The sequence below is a fragment of the Bacillus sp. ISL-78 genome, from assembly GCF_018613455.1.
Taxonomy (GTDB): domain Bacteria; phylum Bacillota; class Bacilli; order Bacillales; family DSM-1321; genus Peribacillus; species Peribacillus frigoritolerans.
In genome coordinates this window covers 1-23,882 of sequence record NZ_JAGGQC010000044.1, presented here as the reverse complement: position 1 = coordinate 23,882, position 23,882 = coordinate 1, and the positions used below count along the sequence as shown (strand labels likewise).

Annotated in this window: 26 protein-coding genes and 1 other annotated feature; of the genes, 20 read left to right on the top strand and 6 right to left on the bottom strand. The window is 40.8% G+C overall.

Translation table 11 applies throughout. The annotated features are described in order from the left end of the window. The first annotated feature begins 12 nt into the window (after window positions 1-12). The 6 genes from J7I96_RS25940 (at window position 13) to J7I96_RS25915 (ending at window position 6,201) form a co-directional block, all read left to right on the top strand. Window positions 13-708, top strand: a complete 696-nt coding sequence (locus J7I96_RS25940; protein ID WP_214924699.1) for a cupin-like domain-containing protein — start codon at window positions 13-15, stop codon at window positions 706-708. A 387-nt stretch (window positions 709-1,095) separates the two neighbouring features. After that, window positions 1,096-1,329 (top strand): hypothetical protein, encoded by a 234-nt coding sequence (locus tag J7I96_RS25935; RefSeq protein WP_214924696.1) that lies wholly within the window; start codon window positions 1,096-1,098, stop codon window positions 1,327-1,329. A gap of 158 nt (window positions 1,330-1,487) precedes the next feature. Continuing rightward, window positions 1,488-1,976, top strand: coding sequence for a hypothetical protein (locus J7I96_RS25930; RefSeq protein ID WP_214924694.1), 489 nt, complete (start codon window positions 1,488-1,490; stop codon window positions 1,974-1,976). Window positions 1,977-2,313: 337 nt separating this feature from the next. Beyond that, window positions 2,314-2,550: a binding site (T-box leader), on the top strand. A 59-nt stretch (window positions 2,551-2,609) separates the two neighbouring features. After that, window positions 2,610-3,959, top strand: coding sequence for an amino acid permease (locus J7I96_RS25925; RefSeq protein ID WP_214924692.1), 1,350 nt, complete (start codon window positions 2,610-2,612; stop codon window positions 3,957-3,959). A 229-nt stretch (window positions 3,960-4,188) separates the two neighbouring features. After that, on the top strand, window positions 4,189-4,845 hold the full coding sequence (locus J7I96_RS25920; RefSeq protein WP_214924690.1) for a phosphatase PAP2 family protein: 657 nt from the start codon (window positions 4,189-4,191) through the stop codon (window positions 4,843-4,845). Between the two features lie 153 nt (window positions 4,846-4,998). Beyond that, the gene (locus tag J7I96_RS25915) at window positions 4,999-6,201 is read left to right on the top strand and encodes a hypothetical protein (RefSeq protein ID WP_214924687.1); all 1,203 of its coding nucleotides are present in this window, start codon (window positions 4,999-5,001) and stop codon (window positions 6,199-6,201) included. Window positions 6,202-6,340: 139 nt separating this feature from the next. Here J7I96_RS25915 and J7I96_RS25910 read toward each other — a convergent pair whose 3' ends face one another. From J7I96_RS25910 to J7I96_RS25900, 3 genes are all read right to left on the bottom strand, one after another. Continuing rightward, window positions 6,341-7,729, bottom strand: a complete 1,389-nt coding sequence (locus J7I96_RS25910; protein ID WP_214770664.1) for an L-cystine transporter — start codon at window positions 7,727-7,729, stop codon at window positions 6,341-6,343. 233 nt (window positions 7,730-7,962) lie between these two features. After that, a complete protein-coding gene (locus tag J7I96_RS25905) occupies window positions 7,963-9,102 on the bottom strand; it encodes a DUF4179 domain-containing protein (RefSeq protein ID WP_214924685.1) in 1,140 nt (379 codons plus the stop codon). Beyond that, entirely contained in the window at window positions 9,099-9,665 is a 567-nt protein-coding gene (locus tag J7I96_RS25900; RefSeq protein ID WP_214770668.1) for a sigma-70 family RNA polymerase sigma factor, read from the bottom strand. The genes J7I96_RS25905 and J7I96_RS25900 overlap by 4 nt, the downstream gene beginning before the upstream one ends. Before the next feature lie 337 nt (window positions 9,666-10,002). On the opposite strand from J7I96_RS25900, the gene J7I96_RS25895 reads away from it, so the two are divergent. From J7I96_RS25895 to J7I96_RS25870, 6 genes are all read left to right on the top strand, one after another. After that, complete coding sequence (locus J7I96_RS25895; protein ID WP_214924973.1) at window positions 10,003-10,512, top strand: GNAT family N-acetyltransferase; 510 nt, start codon at window positions 10,003-10,005, stop codon at window positions 10,510-10,512. Window positions 10,513-10,709: 197 nt separating this feature from the next. Continuing rightward, entirely contained in the window at window positions 10,710-11,168 is a 459-nt protein-coding gene (locus tag J7I96_RS25890; protein WP_214924683.1) for a VOC family protein, read from the top strand. A 250-nt stretch (window positions 11,169-11,418) separates the two neighbouring features. Then, entirely contained in the window at window positions 11,419-12,261 is an 843-nt protein-coding gene (locus J7I96_RS25885) for a pentapeptide repeat-containing protein (RefSeq protein ID WP_251029249.1), read from the top strand. A 450-nt stretch (window positions 12,262-12,711) separates the two neighbouring features. After that, the gene (locus tag J7I96_RS25880) at window positions 12,712-13,449 is read left to right on the top strand and encodes a MerR family transcriptional regulator (protein WP_214924671.1); all 738 of its coding nucleotides are present in this window, start codon (window positions 12,712-12,714) and stop codon (window positions 13,447-13,449) included. Between the two features lie 183 nt (window positions 13,450-13,632). Beyond that, window positions 13,633-14,427 (top strand): putative protein N(5)-glutamine methyltransferase, encoded by a 795-nt coding sequence (locus J7I96_RS25875; protein ID WP_311315239.1) that lies wholly within the window; start codon window positions 13,633-13,635, stop codon window positions 14,425-14,427. 128 nt (window positions 14,428-14,555) lie between these two features. Then, on the top strand, window positions 14,556-14,978 hold the full coding sequence (locus J7I96_RS25870) for a UPF0715 family protein (RefSeq protein WP_214924662.1): 423 nt from the start codon (window positions 14,556-14,558) through the stop codon (window positions 14,976-14,978). Between the two features lie 31 nt (window positions 14,979-15,009). On the opposite strand, the gene J7I96_RS25865 is transcribed toward J7I96_RS25870, so the two are convergent. After that, on the bottom strand, window positions 15,010-15,690 hold the full coding sequence (locus tag J7I96_RS25865; protein WP_214924660.1) for a copper homeostasis protein CutC: 681 nt from the start codon (window positions 15,688-15,690) through the stop codon (window positions 15,010-15,012). A 229-nt stretch (window positions 15,691-15,919) separates the two neighbouring features. On the opposite strand from J7I96_RS25865, the gene J7I96_RS25860 reads away from it, so the two are divergent. The 4 genes from J7I96_RS25860 (at window position 15,920) to J7I96_RS25845 (ending at window position 18,213) form a co-directional block, all read left to right on the top strand. After that, complete coding sequence (locus tag J7I96_RS25860; RefSeq protein WP_311315237.1) at window positions 15,920-16,186, top strand: transporter suffix domain-containing protein; 267 nt, start codon at window positions 15,920-15,922, stop codon at window positions 16,184-16,186. Between the two features lie 39 nt (window positions 16,187-16,225). Next, window positions 16,226-16,852, top strand: a complete 627-nt coding sequence (locus J7I96_RS25855) for an NUDIX hydrolase (protein WP_214924657.1) — start codon at window positions 16,226-16,228, stop codon at window positions 16,850-16,852. A gap of 371 nt (window positions 16,853-17,223) precedes the next feature. Next, a complete protein-coding gene (locus J7I96_RS25850; RefSeq protein ID WP_396020147.1) occupies window positions 17,224-17,685 on the top strand; it encodes a DUF2690 domain-containing protein in 462 nt (153 codons plus the stop codon). 84 nt (window positions 17,686-17,769) lie between these two features. Beyond that, complete coding sequence (locus J7I96_RS25845) at window positions 17,770-18,213, top strand: DUF2690 domain-containing protein (RefSeq protein WP_214771306.1); 444 nt, start codon at window positions 17,770-17,772, stop codon at window positions 18,211-18,213. A gap of 25 nt (window positions 18,214-18,238) precedes the next feature. Here J7I96_RS25845 and J7I96_RS25840 read toward each other — a convergent pair whose 3' ends face one another. Beyond that, window positions 18,239-18,781 (bottom strand): methylated-DNA--[protein]-cysteine S-methyltransferase, encoded by a 543-nt coding sequence (locus J7I96_RS25840; protein WP_214770694.1) that lies wholly within the window; start codon window positions 18,779-18,781, stop codon window positions 18,239-18,241. Beyond that, on the bottom strand, window positions 18,771-19,367 hold the full coding sequence (locus tag J7I96_RS25835) for a bifunctional transcriptional activator/DNA repair enzyme AdaA (protein WP_214924654.1): 597 nt from the start codon (window positions 19,365-19,367) through the stop codon (window positions 18,771-18,773). The genes J7I96_RS25840 and J7I96_RS25835 overlap by 11 nt, the downstream gene beginning before the upstream one ends. A 174-nt stretch (window positions 19,368-19,541) precedes the next feature. On the opposite strand from J7I96_RS25835, the gene J7I96_RS25830 reads away from it, so the two are divergent. The 4 genes from J7I96_RS25830 (at window position 19,542) to J7I96_RS25815 (ending at window position 23,590) form a co-directional block, all read left to right on the top strand. Further along, window positions 19,542-20,468, top strand: a complete 927-nt coding sequence (locus J7I96_RS25830; RefSeq protein ID WP_285292108.1) for a DNA-3-methyladenine glycosylase family protein — start codon at window positions 19,542-19,544, stop codon at window positions 20,466-20,468. Window positions 20,469-20,615: 147 nt separating this feature from the next. Continuing rightward, entirely contained in the window at window positions 20,616-21,029 is a 414-nt protein-coding gene (locus J7I96_RS25825) for a collagen-like protein (RefSeq protein ID WP_214924650.1), read from the top strand. A 282-nt stretch (window positions 21,030-21,311) separates the two neighbouring features. Beyond that, the gene (locus tag J7I96_RS25820; protein WP_214924647.1) at window positions 21,312-22,907 is read left to right on the top strand and encodes an ATP-binding protein; all 1,596 of its coding nucleotides are present in this window, start codon (window positions 21,312-21,314) and stop codon (window positions 22,905-22,907) included. Continuing rightward, window positions 22,901-23,590 carry a response regulator gene (locus J7I96_RS25815; RefSeq protein ID WP_214770702.1) on the top strand — a complete coding sequence of 230 codons (690 nt, stop codon included), beginning with the start codon at window positions 22,901-22,903 and terminating at the stop codon, window positions 23,588-23,590. Before J7I96_RS25820 ends, J7I96_RS25815 begins: the two co-directional genes overlap by 7 nt. Window positions 23,591-23,882: the final 292 nt, after the last annotated feature.

The following is a 23,882-nucleotide window of genomic DNA, read 5'->3' as shown; positions in this document are numbered from 1 at the left end:
AGGATGAGCGAATTGATCGAAAAGATACACTATAAACAATTATCACTAACGGATTTTGAAGAAAATTATGCGGGTAAAAAGCCACTGATAATAACTGGATTAGTAGATTCATGGCCTTCCAGGGACTGGGATACAGACTATCTACAGTCTAATTATGGAGAAAGGGAAATAATTATAAGGAAATCAGGATATGATCAAGAAAAAAAATTTTACAAATCAAAACTGGGCAAATTCATCGGTATATTAAATGATAACCCAGAAAAATTGTATTGTGACTGGCCTTTTTCCATCATGGGCAATGAGGATTTAGAGGGTTATTTCGAAACCCCATCCCTATTCAACCATAATACAATCAAGACAAAAAACAAAAAGAAATTAAAATGGATTTTCCTTGGTTCGGGTGGAACAGGAACCCCAATACACCAGGATTTTGAGAAATCACATAATTGGAATGCAGTAGTATTTGGCCAAAAAAAATGGATTTTTTTCAGTCCTGATGATACGGAGTATGTGAAAGAATTCAAGCATGATTTATTCGATTTGGATTTAAAGGAGGATCCAAACTTCAAATATACCACGCCCTATATTGTGGAACAGTTTTCTGGAGAATTAATGTACACCCCTAAAAATTGGTGGCATACCGTTCGAAATATCGAAACTTCTTTCTCGGTTAGTGAGAATTTTTGGTATAGAGATGAAAAGGAATAACCCTTTATCCCTTTTAAATGGACAGGTTAAAAACTCGTAATTACTAAATTTGCGGCTTACAAACATTCTGTGGATTTTAGTGGTGCCGACATACTTAATGAAATCGGGAAATCAGCCATAGGGCTGTTTTCTTTTTACCTTCTGAATCCCTTTTGCCCCCTCATACATCGCCTGCTTCTTAAAAAACCTCTATACGAATTTATCGATTCTTCTTGTACGCTTAAAGGTCAAAGTTCTAATGTGAATCATCTCAGAAAAAAGAGATTTTGTAGAAGATCCTCTTTACTTTGGTGTCAGTGCCAGAAAATAGTCGTCAATTTCACTGTTTGAAAATGGATGTAAATGATATAATTAACATTTATTGTTAATTTGGAAGGGTGGTAATTCATGGACCAGGACACAAAAGTGTTTCATGAGTTGCAGCAATTGAATCAAAAAGTCAGTCATCTTGAAGATTTATTAACGCAGCAACAGAATAAAAAGGAAAAAGCAGGACCATTTCGAATCTTCCTGGACGCAGTAGGCTCACTGCTATTTGGATTAGTTGTTGTAGGACCGGTTATAGTGATTGTCGTTGGGGCTCTGATGGTGGCTGCATCTTGGTTAGGGATCGAGTTTTAAACGTCTGGGCTTTTATGAATATATTGGTTTGATTAGGTGACCAGTGGGGATTATTGATGATGGATAGGGAAAAGGTTTTTTCTATATATTGTAATTTCATTTGCGTTCGAATGCATGATTTAAGTATTGCATCTTTTCTAAAAAGGGGGATTTTTAAAGTGAAAGTGGTGCTGCCTTTTGTAATAGCCATGATTGCACTTACAGGGTGTTCTGCAGTGGCTGATAATGGAACCGGTGAATTGAAATGGTATAAAACCAAAGAAGAAACGGTTAATCATGGCATTAAAGAAGAAAAGATGAAAAAAGAAGACATCATTGGAGAAGTTAGTGAAAACGGAGAAACATTTGTTGTTTATAAGAAACAATTAGAAGAAGGCTTGGGAGTAGGGGTATCAAGTATAAGTGAGCAGGAAGGAAAGTTTGCTTGGTATGACCCTGATCAAGATGTTCTTGTTAAAAACGATAAAGTCAAAAAGTATTCCTCCCAGATAAGTTGGGGAACAACAACACAATCAGGAAAGAGTTTTACAATTTACACTGGATTAAGTGAAGATCAAAGTCCTATCGTTAAATCACAAACTAGTGAAGTAAGCCCTGCAATAGACAAGGAAAGTGGGATTTATTTCTATATAGAACCTGCTAAATAAGTCATAAGAACATTTGTTGAATTTACGAAACTACTGGTAAATTGAGGGTATTCAAAAAGGGCACTCTTTGTCTTTAGTAAACCTTGCAAATACGCTTCACACATCAGGGGTTCTTCATTTTCATCTTTTAATGCCGTCTACCCCCTGATTCTGCAGCCGCAGGATGTTTCTTAAGTGCTAATGAATTTGTATATTATTTGTCCACCAGTGAATCAAGGGCTTTTACGATTTCCCCTAATTTATTTCGTTGAAAATATTATCCTAAGAAAGTTATTGACAAATTCACCTTGAGTCCGTATAGTATGGGATATTATTAAAAATATTCAGATATAATTTTTCAAACGCAATGAACAGGAGTAGTAAAAGCTTATTATTCGGTGAAGAGAGCTGCGGGTTGGTGCGACGCAGTCCAATGATACTTTGAACTTGCCTGGGAGTGGTAAAGCGAAAGATAGGAATGATTCCATTCTTTTGTTTTAACGATTAACCTTCGTTACAAGGTTTTTAAAGCAGGGTTCTTTAAAGAGCCAATAAGAGTGGTACCGCGGTAAGCTTAAGGCATATCGTCTCTTTCTTCATTTGATTATGAAGGAAGAGACGATATGCTTTTTTTGATTTTTGGGAGGTTAGGATATGGAAACGGACAAACGGAATTTACAGAGGACAATGACTTCAAGGCATATTACGATGATGGCATTAGGCGGTGCCATCGGGGCAGGTTTATTTAAAGGAAGCAGTTCAGCCATTGATATGGCAGGCCCTTCCGTAATCATTGCGTACTTGATAGGAGGAATCATCCTATTATTCATCATGCAAGGTTTAGCTGAAATGGCGGTCCGCAATAGCGGTGCACGAACATTCAGGGATTTGGTCCAATCGATCTTAGGAAAGTATCCTGCCTATTTCCTGGATTGGATTTATTGGAAAATGTGGGTGTTGAATATCGCGGCCGAATCAGTGGTTGCGGCGATTTTCCTTCAATATTGGCTGCCCGGATATCCAATCTGGATACTGGCGTTAGCTGTTTCGGTTTTAGTTACTGCGGTTAACTTGCTGTCGGTGAAGGTTTTTGCAGAAACGGAGTACTGGCTTGCTTTAATTAAGATTACGGTCATCATTGTGTTCATCATGGCTGGATTATTGTTGCTGCTCGTTACTTTTGGTGATCATACCGCGGTCGGTTTTTCTAACTTGACCGAACATGGCGGATTCTTCCCGAATGGATCGACAGGTTTGATCACGGCGATGCTGGTGGTTATCTATTCATATGGCGGTACGGAAATCATCGGGGTCACATTAGCTGAAACGAAAAATCCTGAAAAAGTGGTTCCAAAGGCGGTTCGCAGTACATTGGTCAGGATCATTTCTTTCTATATCATTCCTTTTTTCATCATCGTTAGCTTAATTCCTTGGAACGAAGTGAACGGGGTGAAGGAAAGTCCGTTTGTAATGGTCTTTCAAATGATCGGGATTCCAGGTGCCGACCATATCATGAACGCTGTTGTTCTATTAGCGATCATATCATCGATGAACTCCGGGTTATATGGTTCATCCCGCGTTCTCTTTACACAAGCCGTGGATGGTCGCGTTCCGAAAGTCTTTTCCCGTTTATCCAAGAAGAAAGTACCTGTTCCCGCAATATTAATGTGTACTTCGGCTTTATATGGCGGTGTATTGATTTCCTTGTTTGCTGGAAGCAAGACCTTCGATTTCCTAATGGGTTCGCTTGGATATACCGTATTATTCATCTGGTTGATCATTGCTTTCGCCCATTTGAAATCACGTAAACAACAGTCCGGAAAAACAAGTGCCTATAGGGTAAAATGGTTCCCGTATACGACTTGGGCTGCGATCATCGCTTTAATAACGATCCTGATCGGAATCATTTTCACGACATCCATAGTCGTTACGATCATTACACTTTGCATCTACATCTTCATTTCTTTAACGTATGTATGGAAAAAACGCCATAACAATATCTAGAGAAGGCGGAGGGATCACTTTTGCCTTCCCGCATATAAGTTTCATATCAAGCCGTGGTATATGCCATGGCTTTCGTTATGTATTCTTAGTCGGATTAAAAGTAAGAGATATCCATTTTACTAGTTCATGGGAATCATTAACTTTAGCGATTAAAGAGTTAATCTAGTGAAAAATGTAGTATAATAATCTTTGGAAAAAAACCAATATATATTGAAAGCCGGAGCGAGCTATGAAAAACAATTCCATACTATCCTTTCACCCGTTATATTATTTATTACTTTTGGTGATTACTAGTTCCATCTACTCAATCATCAATCAATCTTCAGGTCATGCTGTTGATGTTACGACTATATTAGATAGGGAGATTCCCTTTATTAAAGAATTTGCCGTTCCTTATTTACTTTGGTATCCGTATATTTATGGATTGCTGATTTACTATTGCTTTGTTGACCGAAAGCACTATTTCGTCGGATTAGGCAGTTTGATATCGGGGAAACTTCTCTGTTTTCTTGTATATTGCCTTTGGCAAACGACAGTTCCGCGTCCAGAAGTCGTGGGCAACGATATCTTTGCCCAGTTAATGCGGCTCATCTATAGTCATGATCAACCTGTCAACTGCCTTCCCAGCATACATGTACTGACCACATTCATCATGATGATCGTCGCCCATAAGCGGAAAGAAGAGCATAAATGGGAGTATGCCAGTGTCACTGCATTCGGAACACTGATCATCCTCTCCACGCTCTTTACGAAACAGCATGCTGTATTGGATGCACTCGCAGGAATCCTCCTTGCATGCGGAGTATATGCAGCCGTCCAGTATACCTTCCATGCGCTACCTGGTTTTCAGGCCAATCATTACGCAGCGAGGCAAATTAAAAAGTGACCACAGGAAAAAGCCACTGTAAGAATATTCACTCCCATGAGTTGATATGTTACAGTGGCTTTTTGTTTTTTATTGAAATTAATTGGACATTTATGTAAATTATATATGATATTATGTTTTTAATCGAATCGAAACAGTGGAGGGAGGAAAAGAATGCCTCATCATCTTGATCGAATGGCTGAAGACTTGGTTAAAGCAAAGTTGGAAAATTATTGGCCGGGTTTTGAACTTGTTGCTTATGCCATATATGACAAGAGTAATGTTTATCTATTCAATCATCCTAAATTCAGTAACAATCCAAAATGTACATATCATATTTTAAAGTGGGATACCGAATTTACTGCTGACACAATCATGATGTATGAAGAATATCCCACTGCAATTGTTAATATGGATCACTATAAGGAATATGAAGATTTGTTTTCAATAGCGGTTCATGAATTGTTTCACGGCTATCAATACATAAAGGATGAAAAACGGTTTCCCGATGAAATGATGGGAATCACATATCCGCTGTCAAAAGAAAATGTGGAATTGCGAAATCAGGAACGGACAAATCTTTATCATGCGTTATTGGAAAATAACATAATGAAGAAGAAACAATACCTTAATGCTTTCATTGCCCTAAGGGAAAAAAGAGCAGACATGATTGAAGAATACCTGACATACGAAAAATTGATTGAAACCATTGAGGGACCTGCGTGGTATGTCGAATTGAAGGCTTACTCGGAAAAAAGCCGGTTTGATTACGGTTCAGTATTAAAAAAGTATGCACAACAACTAATAAACAAGTATGAATCCACTTCTAGTATTAGAAGTAGTTGTTATAGCTCCGGGTTGTGTATGTGTTTGTTACTGGAAGAGCTTTCACCAGGCTGGATGGAAAGTTTTTTTGATAGAGAAGAAACATTATATGACCTTTTAAAACAGCAGTCCGGTGACTATATGGAGCATTCAATGGCTGATGTGAAGATAAGTTCTGAAACAGAGGAAGTCATTAATTTAGCTATGGAAAAGAGAATGAAAGCATTTGAAGAGTTTAATAAACAAGCAGGCATTCATTTATATATTGTTGGGGAAATAATGGCTAAATCCTTTGACCCAATGAATATGATCCCATCAGGAGATAGACTTTTACATAAGAGCTTTATAAAAGTAAGAATGAACAATGAAGATTTTCTTATTCAACAACCGGTTATTGCCCATGTTGATCATGGAATTCAAAACATAAATAAATTACATCTGATAATAGAGAATGAACCCACTGAAACCATTGATTCGCTTATAATTGATGGCGTTGGAGAAATAAAGGGAAGATATAAGAAACAAGAAAATATCTGGCATGTACTTATTTAAACTGAATTTTATCTTAACTGGGTTCCAAGCATCATTCCCTTATTACTTATTGCACCAAGACTTTTGGTTGAATTGAATGTACACCCCATGAAAAAAAGCATCGAACCTCCCATGACAGGAAGTCCGATGCTTTTTTCTTTTACATTTCAGCTTCAATTTTCAAAGATGAGTCTTCGCTGAACTGTTCTTTATCCAGGTCACCCGTTATTTTACTAGTCAGAATACCGGAAGTCATGCTTCCGCTGACATTCACGGCCGTTCTTCCCATATCGATCAATGGCTCGACGGAAATCAACAGGCCGGCCAAGGCGATTGGCAGGTTCATTGCAGATAATACAAGGATGGCAGCGAATGTTGCTCCTCCGCCTACACCTGCAACCCCGAAAGAACTAATGGCCACGATGGCAATCAACATGGCGATAAAGGAAGGGTCTAGCGGGTTGATCCCAACCGTTGGAGCGATCATGACCGCTAACATGGCCGGATAGATTCCGGCACAGCCGTTTTGACCGATCGACAAGCCGAAGGATCCGGCAAAGTTGGCAATACCTTCGGACACCCCTAGTTGTTTCTGTGTTTGGATGTTCAATGGCAGGGCGCCAGCACTTGTTCTTGAAGTGAAGGCAAACGATAATACCGGGAAAGCTTTTCTCAAATATACGATTGGATTCAATCCTGCAAGCATCAGCAATAGCAAATGGATGAGGAACATGACAATCAGGGCCACATAAGAAGCACCTACGAATTTCCCTAATTTCAGGATGGCATCCAAATCACTCGTAGCAACAGTCTTCGTCATGATCGCCAAGATCCCGTAAGGTGTTAAACGCAGGATCAATGTTACAACGCGCATGATGATGCTGTGCAATGTATCTACTATTTTAGCAAAAAATTCAGCATGTTCAGGCTGTTTCCTTTTGACTCCTAAATAGGCAATCCCAAGAAATGCAGCAAAAATTACAACGGAAATGGTTGATGTCGGACGTGCACCCGTTAAATCAAGGAACGGGTTGGACGGAATCAATTCAAGAATTTGCTGCGGCATCGTTTTATCCTGAATCGTACCGTATGTTTCCGAGATTTGATCTCCGCGGCTTAACTCCGCTTCCCCTTGCTCAATTTGAACGGCTTCCAAATTGAATACAGTTGCCGAGGTGATCCCGACAGCAGCTGCAATCGCAGTCGTTCCAAGCAGGATTCCGATGATCAGGACACTGATCTTTCCGATATTGCTAGTCAGTTTCAATCTTGTGAATGCGGATAAGATTGAAATGAAGACAAGCGGCATAACGATCATTTGCAGGAACTTGACATAGCCGGAACCTACAATGTTAAACCAATCGACCGATTTAACGATCGCATCTGACTGAGGTTCATAGAAATACTGCAAAAGAAGTCCGAATACAATCCCTAAACCAAGGCCAGTAAAGACCCTTTTTGTAAAGGAAATATGCTTCTTATTCATGTAAAATAAAACGCCTAAAAGAACGAGCATTATGGCAAGATTTAAAAACACATAACCAATCATATATATTCCTCCTAATTCCGATTAACCAAATCAGAATAATAAATATCTGAAGCCTATGATACATCATCCGTTGATTTTTTACCAGAAGAAAATAATTTATTTTTGACTTTTCCAGTAATTCATGTATGTATCCATATTCATGGACTGAATAAGAAGTCACAAAAAAGAGATATACATGAACCTTTCTCCACTCTGGGATCTAGGGTTCAGTATACCTCTTGCAGGTAAAATTGTTATTTCTTCAAATCAATCACGATATCATCCAATACCAACTCTTTTGGAACACTACTCGGCTTTGTTGGGAAAGATGACACCTTTTCTTCACCATCTTTCGTTATGGTTACTTCTCCGTGATTCTCTGAAGTGAAATTACGTAATGTTACATGTGGTGTCGCAATAAGTTTTGTAGCGTTTGGATCGATTTTTTGAAATGTTTTGCTGAAGTTCATATTATAAGAATCAATACCGCTTCCTCCGTTACCTTGACCATCGTATACATTCCCTAAGTCATCTTTAATCGTCAACTCCACATAGGCTTCATCCCATTTGTTTTTGACTGAGTCGGACACTTCTTGATGATAATCAACCACAAAGGACATTGGTGAGATCGATAGTTTTTCGACGGATACTTTTACTCCATGTTGATTCACACTTTTATTGATGACCTTCTCGTTGCTTTCAGTTGCCTCTAGAGAGAAAGCAAAATTCCAATTTCCTTTTATCTCTTTATCCATGTCGGTAATACTAATGCTGTTTATATTCCAGTCTATATTTACCTTATCCACTTTAAGATCTTCCAAGTTACTAACCGTTAATAAGCCTACATATTTTTTATCAGCTACTTTTGAAATTCCATCCGATCCTCCTTGGGCTTTCATTTCTTTTATATTCGGGCTGGGAATGTAGAATGATCCGTTACCCAAATCTTCTTCGCTTTCAATAGTATAAGTGATGGTTACCGTTTTTCCGTCATAAATGGCGTCATTTATCGTGAAAGTAAGGCCATTGCTTTCTTCGCTAAAGCCCATTTCGTTAGAGTAGGCCTTATAATCACTATAAAGACCCTTTCCATTATTCTTGATATCATCGGGGAGACCTGAGTTTTCATTACTAAAATAGCTGAAAATATCTCCTATCAAAGGAATGCTTTTAGCAGAAGCGGTAAACGAGAATCCAATCGTTGCGGTGGATAACCCGAATATGATCGAAGCAGCGAGAACATTCTTTTGCCAACGTTTCATTTTTTTCTTCTTGCTTATTGATTTTTTTAGGTTTTTTTTGACTTTCGCTTTTTCTAGTTCGGTGACTTTCATTTCATTAAATTCAGTTTCGTCTATGTCTATATCATTTAATAATTCATAAATATCCTTCATACGACACTGCCTCCTAACTTAAGATTCGTAGCTTTTTGACTTAGCTTCTTTTTGCCCCTATAAATTCGATTATCGATTGATGCTTTGGTCAACCCGAGTTTTATCGATATATCCTCATTTTTTAAACCAAGAAAGTACTTCATGATGAAAATATCCCGATCTACAGGCTCTAAAAGATCGATTAACTGAAGCAGTTCTTTTCTGTCTTCCGATATAATCAATTCATCTTCTGCTGATTTTTCTGAATCTATCTCGGTATAACTTGACGTATACTCCATTTTCTTTACGGTTTTTCGATAGTAATCAATCGCCTTAAACTTAGCGATTGCACAAATCCATTTTCTGAAATCTGTTGTATCCCCATGGAACTTTTTCGAATGGTTCCAAATTGAGAGAAAAATATCATTGATACATTCTTCCAGGACACCGTCGTTCCTAAGAGGAGAGAGAACCTTATATGTGACCCCCTTGATTAGTGGCAAATAGGTATCCACTATAAATTCCAATGCGTCTTCTTCTTGGCGTTGCAACCGCTCGATAAAATTTTTATCAGTAGACTTCATGACATGATTCCCCTTGTTTTTTTGTAAAAGCTTTTACATTTAATACAACGTGTGTAAAAAGATTTGTTCTCAATAATTTTGGATTTTTTTCGAAGGTAGTAGGTATGATTGGTCCATTCGCACTTGGAATGATATGGTATTGAGGGTATCAAATTTTGTCAGTATGCGACAGTGTTATCCATATTAGCGGCTAAAAATAGATTCTTTAACAAAACACTTGATTGCTGCTAAAAACTGTTGAATGAAAGATTATTCTATATTTATTTATCAGGAAGGATAAGCCCTTTGTTTTCTTGAATGATATATGCTTAGCGTTTTTTGAAAGGGTGAAAGAATGGTGGATATATACATTGACAGTCTTAATGAACGGGATGCACAAGCGTTATTTGAATTTGAATGCAATAATAGAAGGTTTTTCGAACAAACGGTCCCGGGCCGGGGTGATGATTATTATAGCTTTGGAACGTTTGGGATCAGGCATAAGGAATTATTAAAAGAACAAGAAGAGGCCATCTCCTCTTTTTATTTGATTAAGGATGGTTCAGGCATAATCGTCGGCAGGATTAATCTTGTGGATATCGACCCCATCAACGGTACGGCTCATGTCGGTTATAGAATCGGTGAAGCGTTTACGCAAAAAGGGATTGCGAATGAAGCTTTAAAGCTTTTGGTGAAGCTGGCGCCGGATTTGAATGTGACGCAAATGCATGCCAAAACGACAAGTGACAATATCGCCTCCCAAAAGGTTTTGGTGAAAAACGGTTTTGAACGGATTTCGATTAATGGGGAACTTAGTGCGGATTCGGGTCAAAAGCTAACATTCTTCCATTATAGTAGGAACCTTTGAATCCATTTTCTTCTATATAATAGAACGCATTCCATTTTTTCAATTGTGAAAAAAGGGGGAGGTAGCGGCTGTCACAGAAAGCACCTTCCCTGTATACTAACCGAGGATAGACCGCTTGATGGTCGCAAAGGACTTAATTGCGAGATATTTCCCCGGCAAAAGAGTTCGTTTACTTAAAAGGAGAAGGAGAATCTAATATGATAGAAGGTTTATATGAAGCCCATTTACCAGTCAAGAACCTGGACATCTCTATGGATTTTTATAAAAAAATAGGCTTGAAACTAGCTTGGAGGGGTGAAGATACTGCCTTCTTTTGGATCGAGGAAAACAAAAGCTGGGTAGGCTTATGGGAAGGGAAGGAATATCAAACCCCATACCACCCTTCACTAAGGCATATCGCCTTTCGGGTAACTTATGATAATATGAAAAATGCATTAACTTGGCTCAAATCCTTGCAAATTGAAGTCGTCCCATTCGGAAAAAGGACAACGATTGAACCATTTGTCCGTCCGAACCAAGGAAACGCTTCCGTCTACTTCAATGATCCCGATGGCAATAGTCTCGAACTTATGTGTTCGATAAAAGTCCCTGATGCCTATAAGCATATGACCGAAAAACTTTCACTTGAAGAATGGGAAGAACTTTTAACCAGGTGAACTTTGTAAATGAAAAGTTTCCCGCCCAGTCTCAATCATTAATTTACTATACAAGTATGAGCAATCAATACGAAAGGCTTAGGGCACTTGCTTCCCTCTAATGATTAATTTCAGATTTCTTGTTTATTTGTATTTTGTTAATATATAGATTAATTGGTTTTTTTGATAAAATGAAAACAAAAAAATATACTGTATGAAACTTTTGATTTTAAAAAAGGCAGAGCCAGTGTTTATAGAAGGAAGTGTAAGAATGCAAGTAACGAATAACGAAAGTATCCATAATCAATTACGTGCAGACTGTGAGAATTGTTTTGGTTTGTGCTGTGTAGCCCTGCCTTATGCAAAGTCTGCTGATTTTGCATTTGATAAAGATGGAGGTACACCATGTTCAAACCTTCAATCCGATTATCGTTGCGGCATCCATGAAAATCTCCGAGTAAAAGGGTATAAAGGCTGTACGGTATATGAATGCTTCGGTGCCGGTCAAAAGGTATCCCAGCTCACCTTTGATGGAAACGATTGGAGGAACAACCCCGCATCAGCAAAGGAAATGTTCGAAGTTTTTCCAATTATGCAACAACTGCATGAAATGCTTTGCTACTTAAATGAAGCACTTAATTTAGAAGATGCGCAACCTCTTCACCGGGAATTGCAGGCCGCTTTTGAAGACACGGAATATCTCACTAAACAAAGTCCAAAGTCTATCATGGACCTGAATGTACCAGCTCATAGAACGATCGTTAACGATTTACTCCTGCGCACAAGTGAAATGGTACGTGCAAAGGTTTCAATTAAGAAAAATAAGAAGAAGCCGAACAAAATAGGTAGGGGAAGTGACCTGATCGGTGCAAAATTGAGAGGTGCTGACCTTAGGGGAGCGAACTTAAGAGGGGCTTTGCTTATTGCATCCGACCTCAGGGAAGCCGACATGAGAGTGACGGACCTGATCGGTGCAGACTTTAGGGACGCTGATTTAAGCGGTGCCGATCTCACCGGCAGTTTCTTCATCACACAAGCACAGATTAACTCGGCTAAAGGCGACACGAAGACAAAATTACCGCACTCATTAAGAATTCCCGATCATTGGAGGTAGAAGAATGTTTCATTCATGAGTAAAAGCGCGAAACTCGCGAGTAAATGCGCCAAACTTACGAGTAAATGCGTGAAATTCACGAGTAAAAGCGCGAAACTCACGAGTAAAAGCGTGAAACTCACGAGTAAAGCCCAAATTCACGAGTAAAAGGCCCAAATTCACGAGTAAAAGTGCCAAACTCACGAGTAAAAGCGCGAAACTCACGAGTAAAAGCGCGAAACTCGCGAGTAATGGGAAATTTACTACATAGTGCTGAACATCAATAGCGGACAAGTAAATTGGATTTGGCTTTAATCCGAAGCTTTTACAAAGAGTGAACTCTACTAACATGCGATTCTTCATTAGGAAGGGTCGTCTTTTAAATTTGGGCGGGAAATTTTCATTTTTTCCTTTGACTCTGACGTTGCGTGATACCTTAATGTAAATGTTATCGAAAGGAGGTAAGAAGCAGTGGCGATGAAAGTGAAGGAGCTAGCCGATTTGGTTGGCATTAGTGTGCGGACACTGCATTATTATGATGAAATCGGGTTATTATCGCCGGAGGAAATAACCGATGCAGGTTATCGCCTTTATTCGAATGATAATCTTGAGATGTTGCAGCAAATCCTGTTTTTCAGGGAACTTGGCATGCCATTAAAGGAAATAAAACAAATGGTGAACAGCTCTTCGTTTGATAAACAAGATGCGTTAAAGCAACATCAAAAAAAGTTACTGGAGAAACGCAGTCAGCTCGATAAATTAATTAAGACGGTCGAAAAATCGATCAAGCATATGAAAGGGGAAATTCAGATGACGAATAAAGAGAAATTTGAAGGATTTGACTTCAGTCAGAATCCATATGAAGAAGAGGCCCGCAAGCTTTGGGGGGATAAAGCTGTCGATGAGTCGAAGGCTAAAGTGGCGGGCATGTCCAAGGATGCACAGAAAGTCGTATCGGAGATCTATTTAAAACTTGCGGCAATCCGAGATGCTTCGCCTAAGTCGGAGGAGGCACAAGAGGCCATTAAAGAATGGTATGATTGTTTGAACAATAACTTCGGCACATACTCGCTGGATGCTTTCAAAGGATTAGGTCAAATGTACGTGGACGATCAACGCTTCACCAAAAATATTGACCAATACGGTGAAGGATTGGCAAAATTCATGTGTGATGCGATGGCGCATTTTGCAGATGCGAACAAAAATTAAATCCCAAGATGGAAGGTTGCTGCGGCAACCTTTTTATTTTGGAGCGGAAGGGACGGTAAGTTTAAGAAGTTGTATACTATGATTATGGGAATATTTAGAATCGAAGAGAATAGGGGGAAACCTATGGAGTTTAGGCATGACTCTTTTAACCTCGGGAAGATCAATGATGTTGATGGAAGTAAAGTGGAGGCTATTAATGGAGATACCATTTATACAAGCATCGTCACTAAACTTAGGGACGCAGGTTGCGTTTTTGCAGAGGAAGAGGGTCGGCTGCTTATCAACGAGGCACGGACAACGGCCGAGCTTGCTGGGATGGTGGATAGACGGATAGCGGGTTTGCCCCTTGAACACGTCATCGGTTGGGCGGAATTCTGCGGTATCCGGATAGAGGTAGATCTTGGAGTTTTCGTACCCCGCCGACGGACCGAGTTTTTGGTACGCCAAGCGACAGCACTCGCTATGCCAGGAGCAGTCATAGTGGACTTGTGCTGCGGCACGGGCGCGGTTGGCTCCGCGGTTGGCGATGTTCTCGAAGGTATCGAGTTGTACGCAGTCGACATTGACCCAGCCGCGGTGCGATGCGCCCGTCGTAACGTCACTTCAATCAATGGTCAAGTATACGAAGGTGACCTCTATGAACCGCTTCCAGCAAATTTACGGGGGCGTGTTGACGTCCTGGTCGCAAACGCACCATACGTCCCCACTGAGGGAATCGGTCTATTACCCCATGAAGCGCGCATGCATGAGGCGAGGGTGGCATTGGACGGCGGTGCGGACGGGCTTGATGTCCAGCGAAGGGTGGCGGCCTCGGCAACACTTTGGCTGGCACCGGGCTCCCATTTGTTAGTCGAGACGAGTGAGCGGCAAGCGATGCAGACCGTTGAAATCTTTGCTGGATACGGAATGATGCCACAAATGGTAAAGTGTGAAGAACTGGATGCCACTGTCGTAATTGGAACCAGGCCCGCACTCTAAAGAAATGTTTGGGGCATTTGTTAAGTTATGACTAGGGAAAAACATGACCTTCAAAAATCAAATTTATGCAACAAAATGAGGCAATCGAGCAATGAAAAAATCCAAGTCATCTTGAGGTGTCGGTTTACATGGAACTTTGGAAAATCAGTCAAAAGGTTTCGGAACTAAGCGATGTGATTCCTTATTATTTTTTTAGTCTAGTTTCTTCCTGTCTGTCGCTTTCCACGGTGATGGTTGCATTCAGCCTGGATACATGGGGGATGATTGGCATTATCGTGAATTCTTTTTATGTCGTTATCCCATATTTATTATTTGCTGTTCCGGTACAGGTCCTTTTCAATAAACATCCTAAAAAATTCAGTTTAAACTATTTTTGCCTTTATATTTTTTTCTCTTTGCCGGCCGTATTCATTTATAGGTCCGTGCTTAATTTTGACTTCAGCCTGGATATTTTAACTACAAAGAATTACTATGCAATCAGCCTTTTAGCGGCACTGTTTTTTTGGTTTTGGGATTCGGTCTTTTTACAAAAAAATAGCTCTGCTTCATAAGAAGGGACCGGTTAAATGGTCCCTTCTAACATTATTTCTTTAGCAAGTTTACGATTTCTTTAGCTTTTTCTATTGTAACTCCTTCAATGATACTATTGTTTTTTCGAACAGCCGTACCGAAATGATAGTGACCGGTATGCAGTTCGGAATGGATAGAAAGGATATTATCCTTATTCAAGCCGCTCCCAACCAGTAGGGCTATCTCGCCGCAGACTCTTTTCATTTGTTGAATCGTTTTCATGCGGCTAGGGAAATCCCCATGCCCACCTGAGGTCAATATCGTAGTGATTTCTGGATATTTTGCTAGCATTTCAGCTGAAATGACAGGGTCGTGCGTATCATCGATGGCTCGGTGGAATGTAATCTCCAAACCTTCACATACGGTCAATAGTTCTTCGAGGTATGGACGATTGATTTCATTTTCTTCATTTAATGCACCTAATACGACCCCGTTCGCTCCCAGTGATCGAATGATTTGGATATCTTTTTTCATGATTTCCAATTCCTTTCGCGTATAGCAAAAAGATTGGCTATGAGGCCTTACCATCACGTTGACTGGTATCTTCACTGAATTGACGACAGCTTCTATCAGGGCGTGGCTTGGAGTTAATCCACCCTCGGCTAAAGAACTGACAAGCTCGATTCGGTCTGCGCCCGATTCTTCGATTATGAGGGCATCTTCTATTGTTGTGGCAATGAATTCAATGTACATTGGATTTTCCTTTCCTGCATGCAAGTGTTATATGAATATTAAATCCATTAAAAATCGTAAAGTCAATTCATTAATAGTTTTCCACAAATGGAATATCTTTATTTCTCAAATTTATGAAACGAAATGAACATTCAAACGTATAAAAAAAGAATATATCCGATGGTATATTTGAAAGTGGAATGTTCGGCAGGGTAATTCAATGAAAATCATCATGACGGAGGTTATTTAATTGGATAAAGAAAGTAAGGAAATAAAGAAATCGAGGTTTTACAAAGTAGGGATGGGATTCCTTATCATTTCCCTTCTCACTTGGATCATTCCTGTCGCAGCTCCTTTTACGCCATTTTCGGCTGCGGTTAAGGCTGGGGTCATCACAGGTGCGATCGTCTTTGCGGAAGTGATGTTTTGGGCAGGCGCGCTTTTGGTCGGTAAAGAAGTGGCCGCTAAATATAAGGGCTATTTAAACCCGAAAAATTGGAGAAAAGAAAAAGGATGAAGCTGTTTTTAATAAAAAAGGGCTGGGAGTGAAGCTCAAATGGAAACGGAGTTGTTGAAAGTTTTCGATTCCAATCGCATTCAAACCGGCGTGGCTTCGCGAGAGGAAGTACATACATTGGGACATTGGCATGAGGTTTTCCATTGCTGGTTCGCAAGTTCGGAAGCGGGCGTGGATTACCTATATCTTCAGCATCGTTGTGCGATGAAAAAAGATTATCCGAATCTATGGGATATTACGGCTGCCGGCCATTTACTGGCTCATGAAACGGTATACGACGGAGTAAGGGAGATTAAAGAAGAGCTAGGCATTGACGTTTCCTTTGACGAGTTGGTTCCATTAGGGATTATTGAATACCATCAAACGAAAGAAGGTTTCATCGACAAAGAACTGGCAAACGTCTTTCTATATGAACGTGCACATAGCTTCGATGATTTCACCCTGCAGCCAGAAGAGGTTTCCGGGATGGTGAAGGTTGTGCTGACTGACTTCGAAGAGCTTTGGACCGAAGCGAAGGACAAAGTGAATATAAAGGGATTTGAAATGAATCACGAAGGCCGCAGGATGATGGTCGATCGATTTGTTGGACGGAATGAGTTCGTTCCGCATGGTCGTTCCTATTATGATAGCATCATTAGATTGATCAGAGAAAACCTCGCTAAATGAAAATAAAGCCCTGGCAAAACGATTCGAGTTTTGTCGGGGCTTTTCTTTTTTCTTGAAAAAACATTAAGTATATCGACCTGTATCTTTTCCGATCAACGGCAGTCTATTGGCTCGTTTTGTTCCAGCTTGATACGCATAAGTTCTTAGTTATTACCTTATTTGTCCTGAATGGCTCATAGGGATAATGACTTTGTCTCTGTGATGATTCAGCTGGTATAGCGAGACATACCAGACTGTAATGATGATGCTTGGCTGCACCGTAAAGGCTGGGGTGTCGTTTTTCATGAACTAGGGAATTTATCACTTGTAAGAATATTACAAAATTGTAAGATGAACAGTGTATGAATTTTGTTAAGGGGATGAGTGAAATAATGAAAAAAATGGTTTTATGCATTTCATTTTTTGTAGCTTCTTTAGTCCTTTTTGGCTTCCTTGATTCTTTTGCAAGCAAAGCATCAGCAGAAACACATACCTATGATGGAAAAAGTCCTTACTATAATAGTTGTGCGAACAGCGCTGTCACGAAAAAGTCGGTGAAAATTTATGCCAATGGCGGTTCTGCCAATTTGGAGTTGAAATTCAGCACTGTCTGTAAAACCGCCTGGGCGAAGATCACTCTAAGCAGACCGGCTATAGCGGATGGTGAGGCAACGGCATTGGTTGTTCGAAATACTGATAATAAACAATTCAGCTGTGCATCTCCTGGAGGAAATGGTGAAATAAATAAAGGTCAAACGTCATGCTATACACCGATGGTATATGATTTAGATCCGCGAAAAGCGAAAGCGGTAGCCTTTTGGCCATATACAGCAGGTGAAACCGACTGGTATTAATGAAAAAAGAAAAACCTTCATCTATATTTTTGCAAAGAAAGGATGAATGAATTGAATAAAAAGCTTAAAATGATAGGTTTATCCATGGTGATGACACTGTCGATGTTTATTGTCGACTTTGGATTTGGAAAAAATCAAGCACTGGCCGAAACACACACCTATGATGGAAAAAGTCCTTACTATAATAGTTGTGCAGATTCGGCGGTAACGAAGGATAAAAAATGGATCGATTCCAATTCGTACGTAGAATTGAAATACAGCACTGTGTGTAAAACCGCCTGGGCAAAAGTGACCGTAACACGCCCTGCCGTATACAATCATGAAGCGGATGCCAGAATCGTCCGAAGTACTGATGGTAAGGCCTATACATGCTCAAGTTCCGGGGGCAATGGTGTCGTGAATATCGGGCAGACCTCATGCTATACACCAATGGTATATGATTATGACCCGCGCAAAGCACAGGCCCAAGGGATACATGCGATTCCAAATAGTGATGCCTATAATAAAGCTGTGACTATTTGGTACTAAAAAACAAAAACGTAAAAAAGCATCCTTATAGCCGGATGCTTTTTTTGCGCTCAGATTGTGCTTCCAATTGAAGTAAATATCGTTTCATCTCCGCACCTCCGCGGTAGCCGGTAATGGCCCCGTTTTTTCCGATAACCCGGTGACATGGCACCGTGATCAGAATTGGGTTGGCGCCAATGGCCGTACCAACCGCCCGAACAGCTGCAGGTCTTTGGATGATTTGGGCAATATCGGAATAGGAACAAGTTTGTCCATAGGGTATTTGATTCAGCGCTGCCCAAATTTCTTGTTGAAAGGGCGTGCCTTTTATATCTGCAGGAAGAGAGAAAGTCTGCCTGGTTCCTTCGAAATATTCTTGTAGTTCTTTTAGATAGGGATTTAATGCTTTTTCATTTTCAACAAGGTTCGCATTTGGAAAGCGTTTTTGCATCAAGGACTTCAGCTCTTCATACGTTTGACCGGGAGAGCCTACATAGCAAAGCCCTTTTTCCGTCCTGGCCACATATAATTGCCACTTATCATAATGCAATATGGCCCAGTCAATGGTTTGTTCTTTATCATTCTTCATTTTCTTCACGCTCCAATGCTTGAGTTTTGAGATAAGCATTCCTATATCCTGAAGGGGTATTCCCCATTTTCCTTTTGAATAACGTCATGAAATAGGGTGTACTGGAGAACCCGGCAGCGAAGCCTATTTCAGTTATCGGCAGTTCGGAGGTTTCCAGCAGCCTCGTCGCTTTTTCAAGGCGAAGCCGCTGGATGTATTCACTGGGCGATATCCCCTTCACACGCTTGAATGATCGTTGTAAATGATACGGGCTGCCGTGGGAAATATCCGCCAATTTGTTCAAAGTGAGGTGTTCGCTGTAATGGGAGTCGATCCATTCGGCTATTTGTTCAACCCATTCTTCTGTCGGCACATTCAGTCCTTCCGGTTTACATCGTTTACAAGGCCGGAATTCCTCTTCCAAAGCCATCATGGCATTTTTGAAGATCTTCACGTTTTCCTTATTGGGCACCCTGGATTTACAGGAGGGCCTGCAAAAGATGCCCGTCGTAATTACTCCGTATAAAAATTGATCATCATATGCTGCATCACAATCTATAATAGCTTTCCAATATTCATTCGGGAAATCTGCTTTTTTCGGATTCACTACATTCACCTCTCCATTTAGTATACAAGAAAGGGTTGATATACAAACATTTTGAGAATATAAAAGCAAGATAACGTAATTGTTCAATAAGTTTTGCTAAAATTAGGGAGTTCAAAGAAAGAGCAAGATAACGTATCGGTTTGTCATTAGAATAAAGCTAAAGGAGGGAGCAGGATGAAAGAGACATTATCAAATGATGAAGGCATGATGGAATTGAGGATTCATGCACCAAAGGAGTTTAGTTTTTCGGAAAATCTTAAATACTTATCAAGATCCTCCAATGAATGTCTGTTCGATATTGTTGATCAAAAAGTTTATCGAGCACTTATTGTCGAAAACGAGACATTTTTAATAGAAATCAGTGCGATGAATGAAACGGAGCTGACCGTCCGTTTCCCAGGACGAACAGCACCGATGGAAAATCAGGTAAAGGATGCTGTTTGCCAATACGTTCGTCACTGGTTCGATCTTGAGACAAATCTGCTTCCTTTTTATGAATTGGCCCAAAAGGACCCTTTATTGCAAAAGCCGGTAAGCCAATTCTTCGGCCTGAGAAATATGGGCATCCCTGATTTATTTGAAGCGATTGCCTGGGGAATACTTGGTCAGCAGATTAACTTGACTTATGCCTATACCTTGAAACGGAGACTTGTGGAGGGATTTGGTGAACATGTTGAATTCGAGGGAACGCAATATTGGCTGTTTCCGACACCTGATGCGATCGCGAAATTGACTGTCGAAGATTTTGCCGATTTGAGGATGACGGTAAAGAAGTGTGAATATTTAATAGGTGTTGCCCAACTGATTGCAGAAGGGGAACTTACTAAAGAAAAGCTATTGAATGCAAAGGATGTAAAAGAGGCTGAAAAAATGCTGACCAACATACGGGGAATCGGTCCGTGGACAGCAAACTATGTCTTGATGCGCTGTTTGCGTTTTCCAGCAGCCTTTCCCATCGATGACGTCGGGCTGCATAATTCCATGAAACTTCTCATGCAAACAGAAGCAAAACCAACGAAAGCGGAAATCCTGAAACTATCGGAAGCGTGGGCCGGTTGGGAATCCTATGCAACCTTCTATTTATGGAGAATGCTATATTGAATCCCGGGATAAACCTGCAAGTAACGTCGATATATCCCCATATTCGGAGATATATTATTTTCTAATATAAATGCCTTTCCAGCCCAAACACGTTGGGTCCATATTTCATAACTTATTACATTCAATCTTATAGAGGTGAATGACTATATGTACCCAACGTATCAGTATGAAGATCAAGCTTATCTTGAACGGCAGTTTCCCGGTCTACCCGGCTTTCCAGGCATCCCTGGTTCACCTCAATTTCCAGGTCAACCGGGCATCCCTGGTTTACCCCAATTTCCAGGTCAACCGGGACTGCCGCCGGGTTCGCAAGCACCTACTGCCCCTCCGCCAGCGTTTATCCCCCAACAGCAATCGGCTTCAGTATTTGCGATAGATCCGGGTGCGATTTCGTTTTGTCTGTTCAGGAATACTTTTATATGGCTAAACAATGGTGCGCGTTTCTGGTTTTACCCCATCTTCGTCGGTCCGCGTTCTGTTGCCGGCTTCAGGTGGAATGGCAGGTTCTGGACGATTTTTGGCATAGATACAAGACAAATCAATTCATTTACCTGTTTTTGAAAAAATGCTCAAAGGAAATGTTTCCTTTGAGCATTTTATTTTTCAGATTGTTTTGCTTTCTAGACAGAAGCAGCATTGTCCAAAGAAAAACATCATTAAGATTACAAGGTGGAAAACAACTGCACCTTGAACTTCGCACCATCATCGGGGTGTCCATCTTACTTAAATAGGATACTGAGAAATAGTCGGTCAACAATGTTCAATATTTAATAGAAATGGTAAAATCATTATGCTCCTATAAAAATTAGTGAATGAAAATGAAAATAGAGGATGCTGTTGAATATGAGGAAAGTATCGCTGGAGACCAAGATTCTAGGGTTAGTTCTATCGTTGAGCCTTTTTTTGATCCTGTTATTGACGACTACTTTTTCCTATATGGAAGGAAGGCAAATAGCGAAGGATAAAGCTCAATTGGCGTTGGAGCTTTCAAAGACGATTAGCTTCATGCCAACTGTTACAGAGGCCTTTGAGACGGATGATCCCGCTGGCATCATCCAGCCGATTGCCGAAAAGATCCGCAGGGAAACAGGTGCTGAGTTCATCGTTGTAGGGAATGCAGAGGGAATTCGCTATTCCCATCCGCTGGCTCCCGAAATTGGGAAGCGGATGGAAGGCGGGGATAATAGCAGGGCCATTCGGGAAGGCGAATATTATGTCTCCGAAGCGGCAGGATCACTCGGCCTATCCATTCGGGGGAAGTCACCGGTATTCAATGAGGATGGAAAAATAATTGGGATCGTCTCCGTCGGTTTTTTGGTGGACGATGTGCGCGCCCAAATTTTCAAGGATTTGTCCAAGGAGATGATTGTATCTTTAGTGGCCATCATGATCTCGATCATTGGCAGTTATATGCTGGCAAGAAGCATACGTAAAGATACACTGGGGCTGGAACCATTTGAAATCGCCAATTTATATAAAGAAAAAAATGCAGTGCTTCAATCGGTGAAAGAAGGGATTCTGGCCATTGATCAAAATGGGCTGATTACCTCGATGAATCAGCCGGCAAAAAAATTGCTGGATATTAAAGAGTCCGTTCGCCATTTGAACGTCGATGGCCTTTTTCCTTCAAAATATTTATTCGAGGTGCTGAAGTCCGGTGAACCGCAAATGGATAAGGAGATTTCATGGGAAGACAAATCCGTTATCGTCAATTGTACGCCAATTTTCGATAGTGAAGGGGTAAGCGGTGTTGTCGCTTCATTCCGTGATCGAACGGAAATTGAGGAAATGGTCAACACATTATCGGAAGTGAAGATGCATTCAGAGGATTTAAGGGCACAAACCCATGAATTTACCAATAAACTATACGTCCTTTCAGGTTTGATACAATTAGGGGAATACGATGAAGCAATCGATATGATTCAAAGCGAAACATCAGAATTGCATTCCCTGAACCGTGTCGTGTTCGAACAGATAAAGGATACAAAGGTACAAGCCCTGTTACTTGGCAAGATCGGGAAAGCATCGGAGAAGAAGATCATCTTTGAAATAGATGCACAAAGCTACCTGGAGAAACTGCCGGATCATATAAAACTGTCACAACTAACATTGATTCTAGGCAACATTATCGATAATGCACTTGAAGCGGTTTCAAGCATGGAGGAGCCGCTGGTGAAATTTTTCGCCACAGATATCGGAAATGATATGGTATTTGAAGTGAGTGATAACGGAAAGGGAATACCTGAGGATGCCATCGCCCATATTTTCGATCGGGGTTTCACTTCGAAAAACAGCGGAAGTCCGAGTGGTTATGGACTTTCGAATGCTGATCATGTCGTAAAAGAGCTGGGCGGCATCATCGAAGTTCAAAGCGAGGTTGGGAACACCATATTCACCGTTTATCTTCCTAAAGAACAGCGAGGAGGGAAAGAATGCTGAAGATAAGAGCAGTCATTGCAGAGGATGATTTTCGTGTAGCGGATATCCATGAAAAATTCCTGAAAAACTTTGATGAAATAGAAGTGGTCGGAAAAGCTGTCAATGCCAAAAAGACGCTTCGGATTTTGGAACAAAAAAGCCCGGATCTGCTTTTGCTTGATGTTTATATGCCAGATCAGCTTGGTACAGACCTCCTTCCGGACATACGGAAAAAATTCCCGAATGTGGATATCATCATGATTACCGCGGCAACGGATAAAGAACAACTGGAAAAGGCGCTTCACTATGGTGTAGAGAATTATTTAATTAAACCAGTGGAGATGAAGCGCTTCAACCAAGTTATCGAAGAGTATCTGAAGAAAGTCCATCTGATGAAATCCAAACAAGAGATAGACCAGGATTTTGTGGATCTCATTTTGAAAAAGGGTTCATCCGTTTCGGAATCGAACGATGGGCAGGCCCTGCCGAAAGGGGTCGACGAAATCACGTTGGCGAAGGTGATCGAGGTACTCGAAGCAAGCGATATCGGTTTGTCGGCTGAGCAAGTGAGCGGACAGATCGGTGCTTCCAGGACAACGGCGAGACGCTACCTGGAATACTTGATATCCGTTAAGAAATGTAAAGCGGAAGTCGTATATGGGGTAGTGGGGAGACCTGAGCGAAGATATTATAAAATTCAATAGAATTATGTGAGAGACACCTTCAAGATTGAAGGTGTCTTTTTTAGGCTTTTTTCACATACTTTGTTGCTATTTACCAGGTAGTGAGTTGTGGTTGATTCCCCTCCAGATGCTCGCTTTCCTTGGTGCGGGCGGTGAGCCTCCTCGGCGTAAACGCCTGTGGGGTCTCACCTGTCCCGCTGCTCCCGCAGGAGTCTCGCACTTCCGCTCCAATCAACCTTAAATCGTTTCGTTTTAAAAACAGCATTCTTTACGAAAAGAGCCTAAAATAAAAACCGCTGCCCCTGAAAGCGGC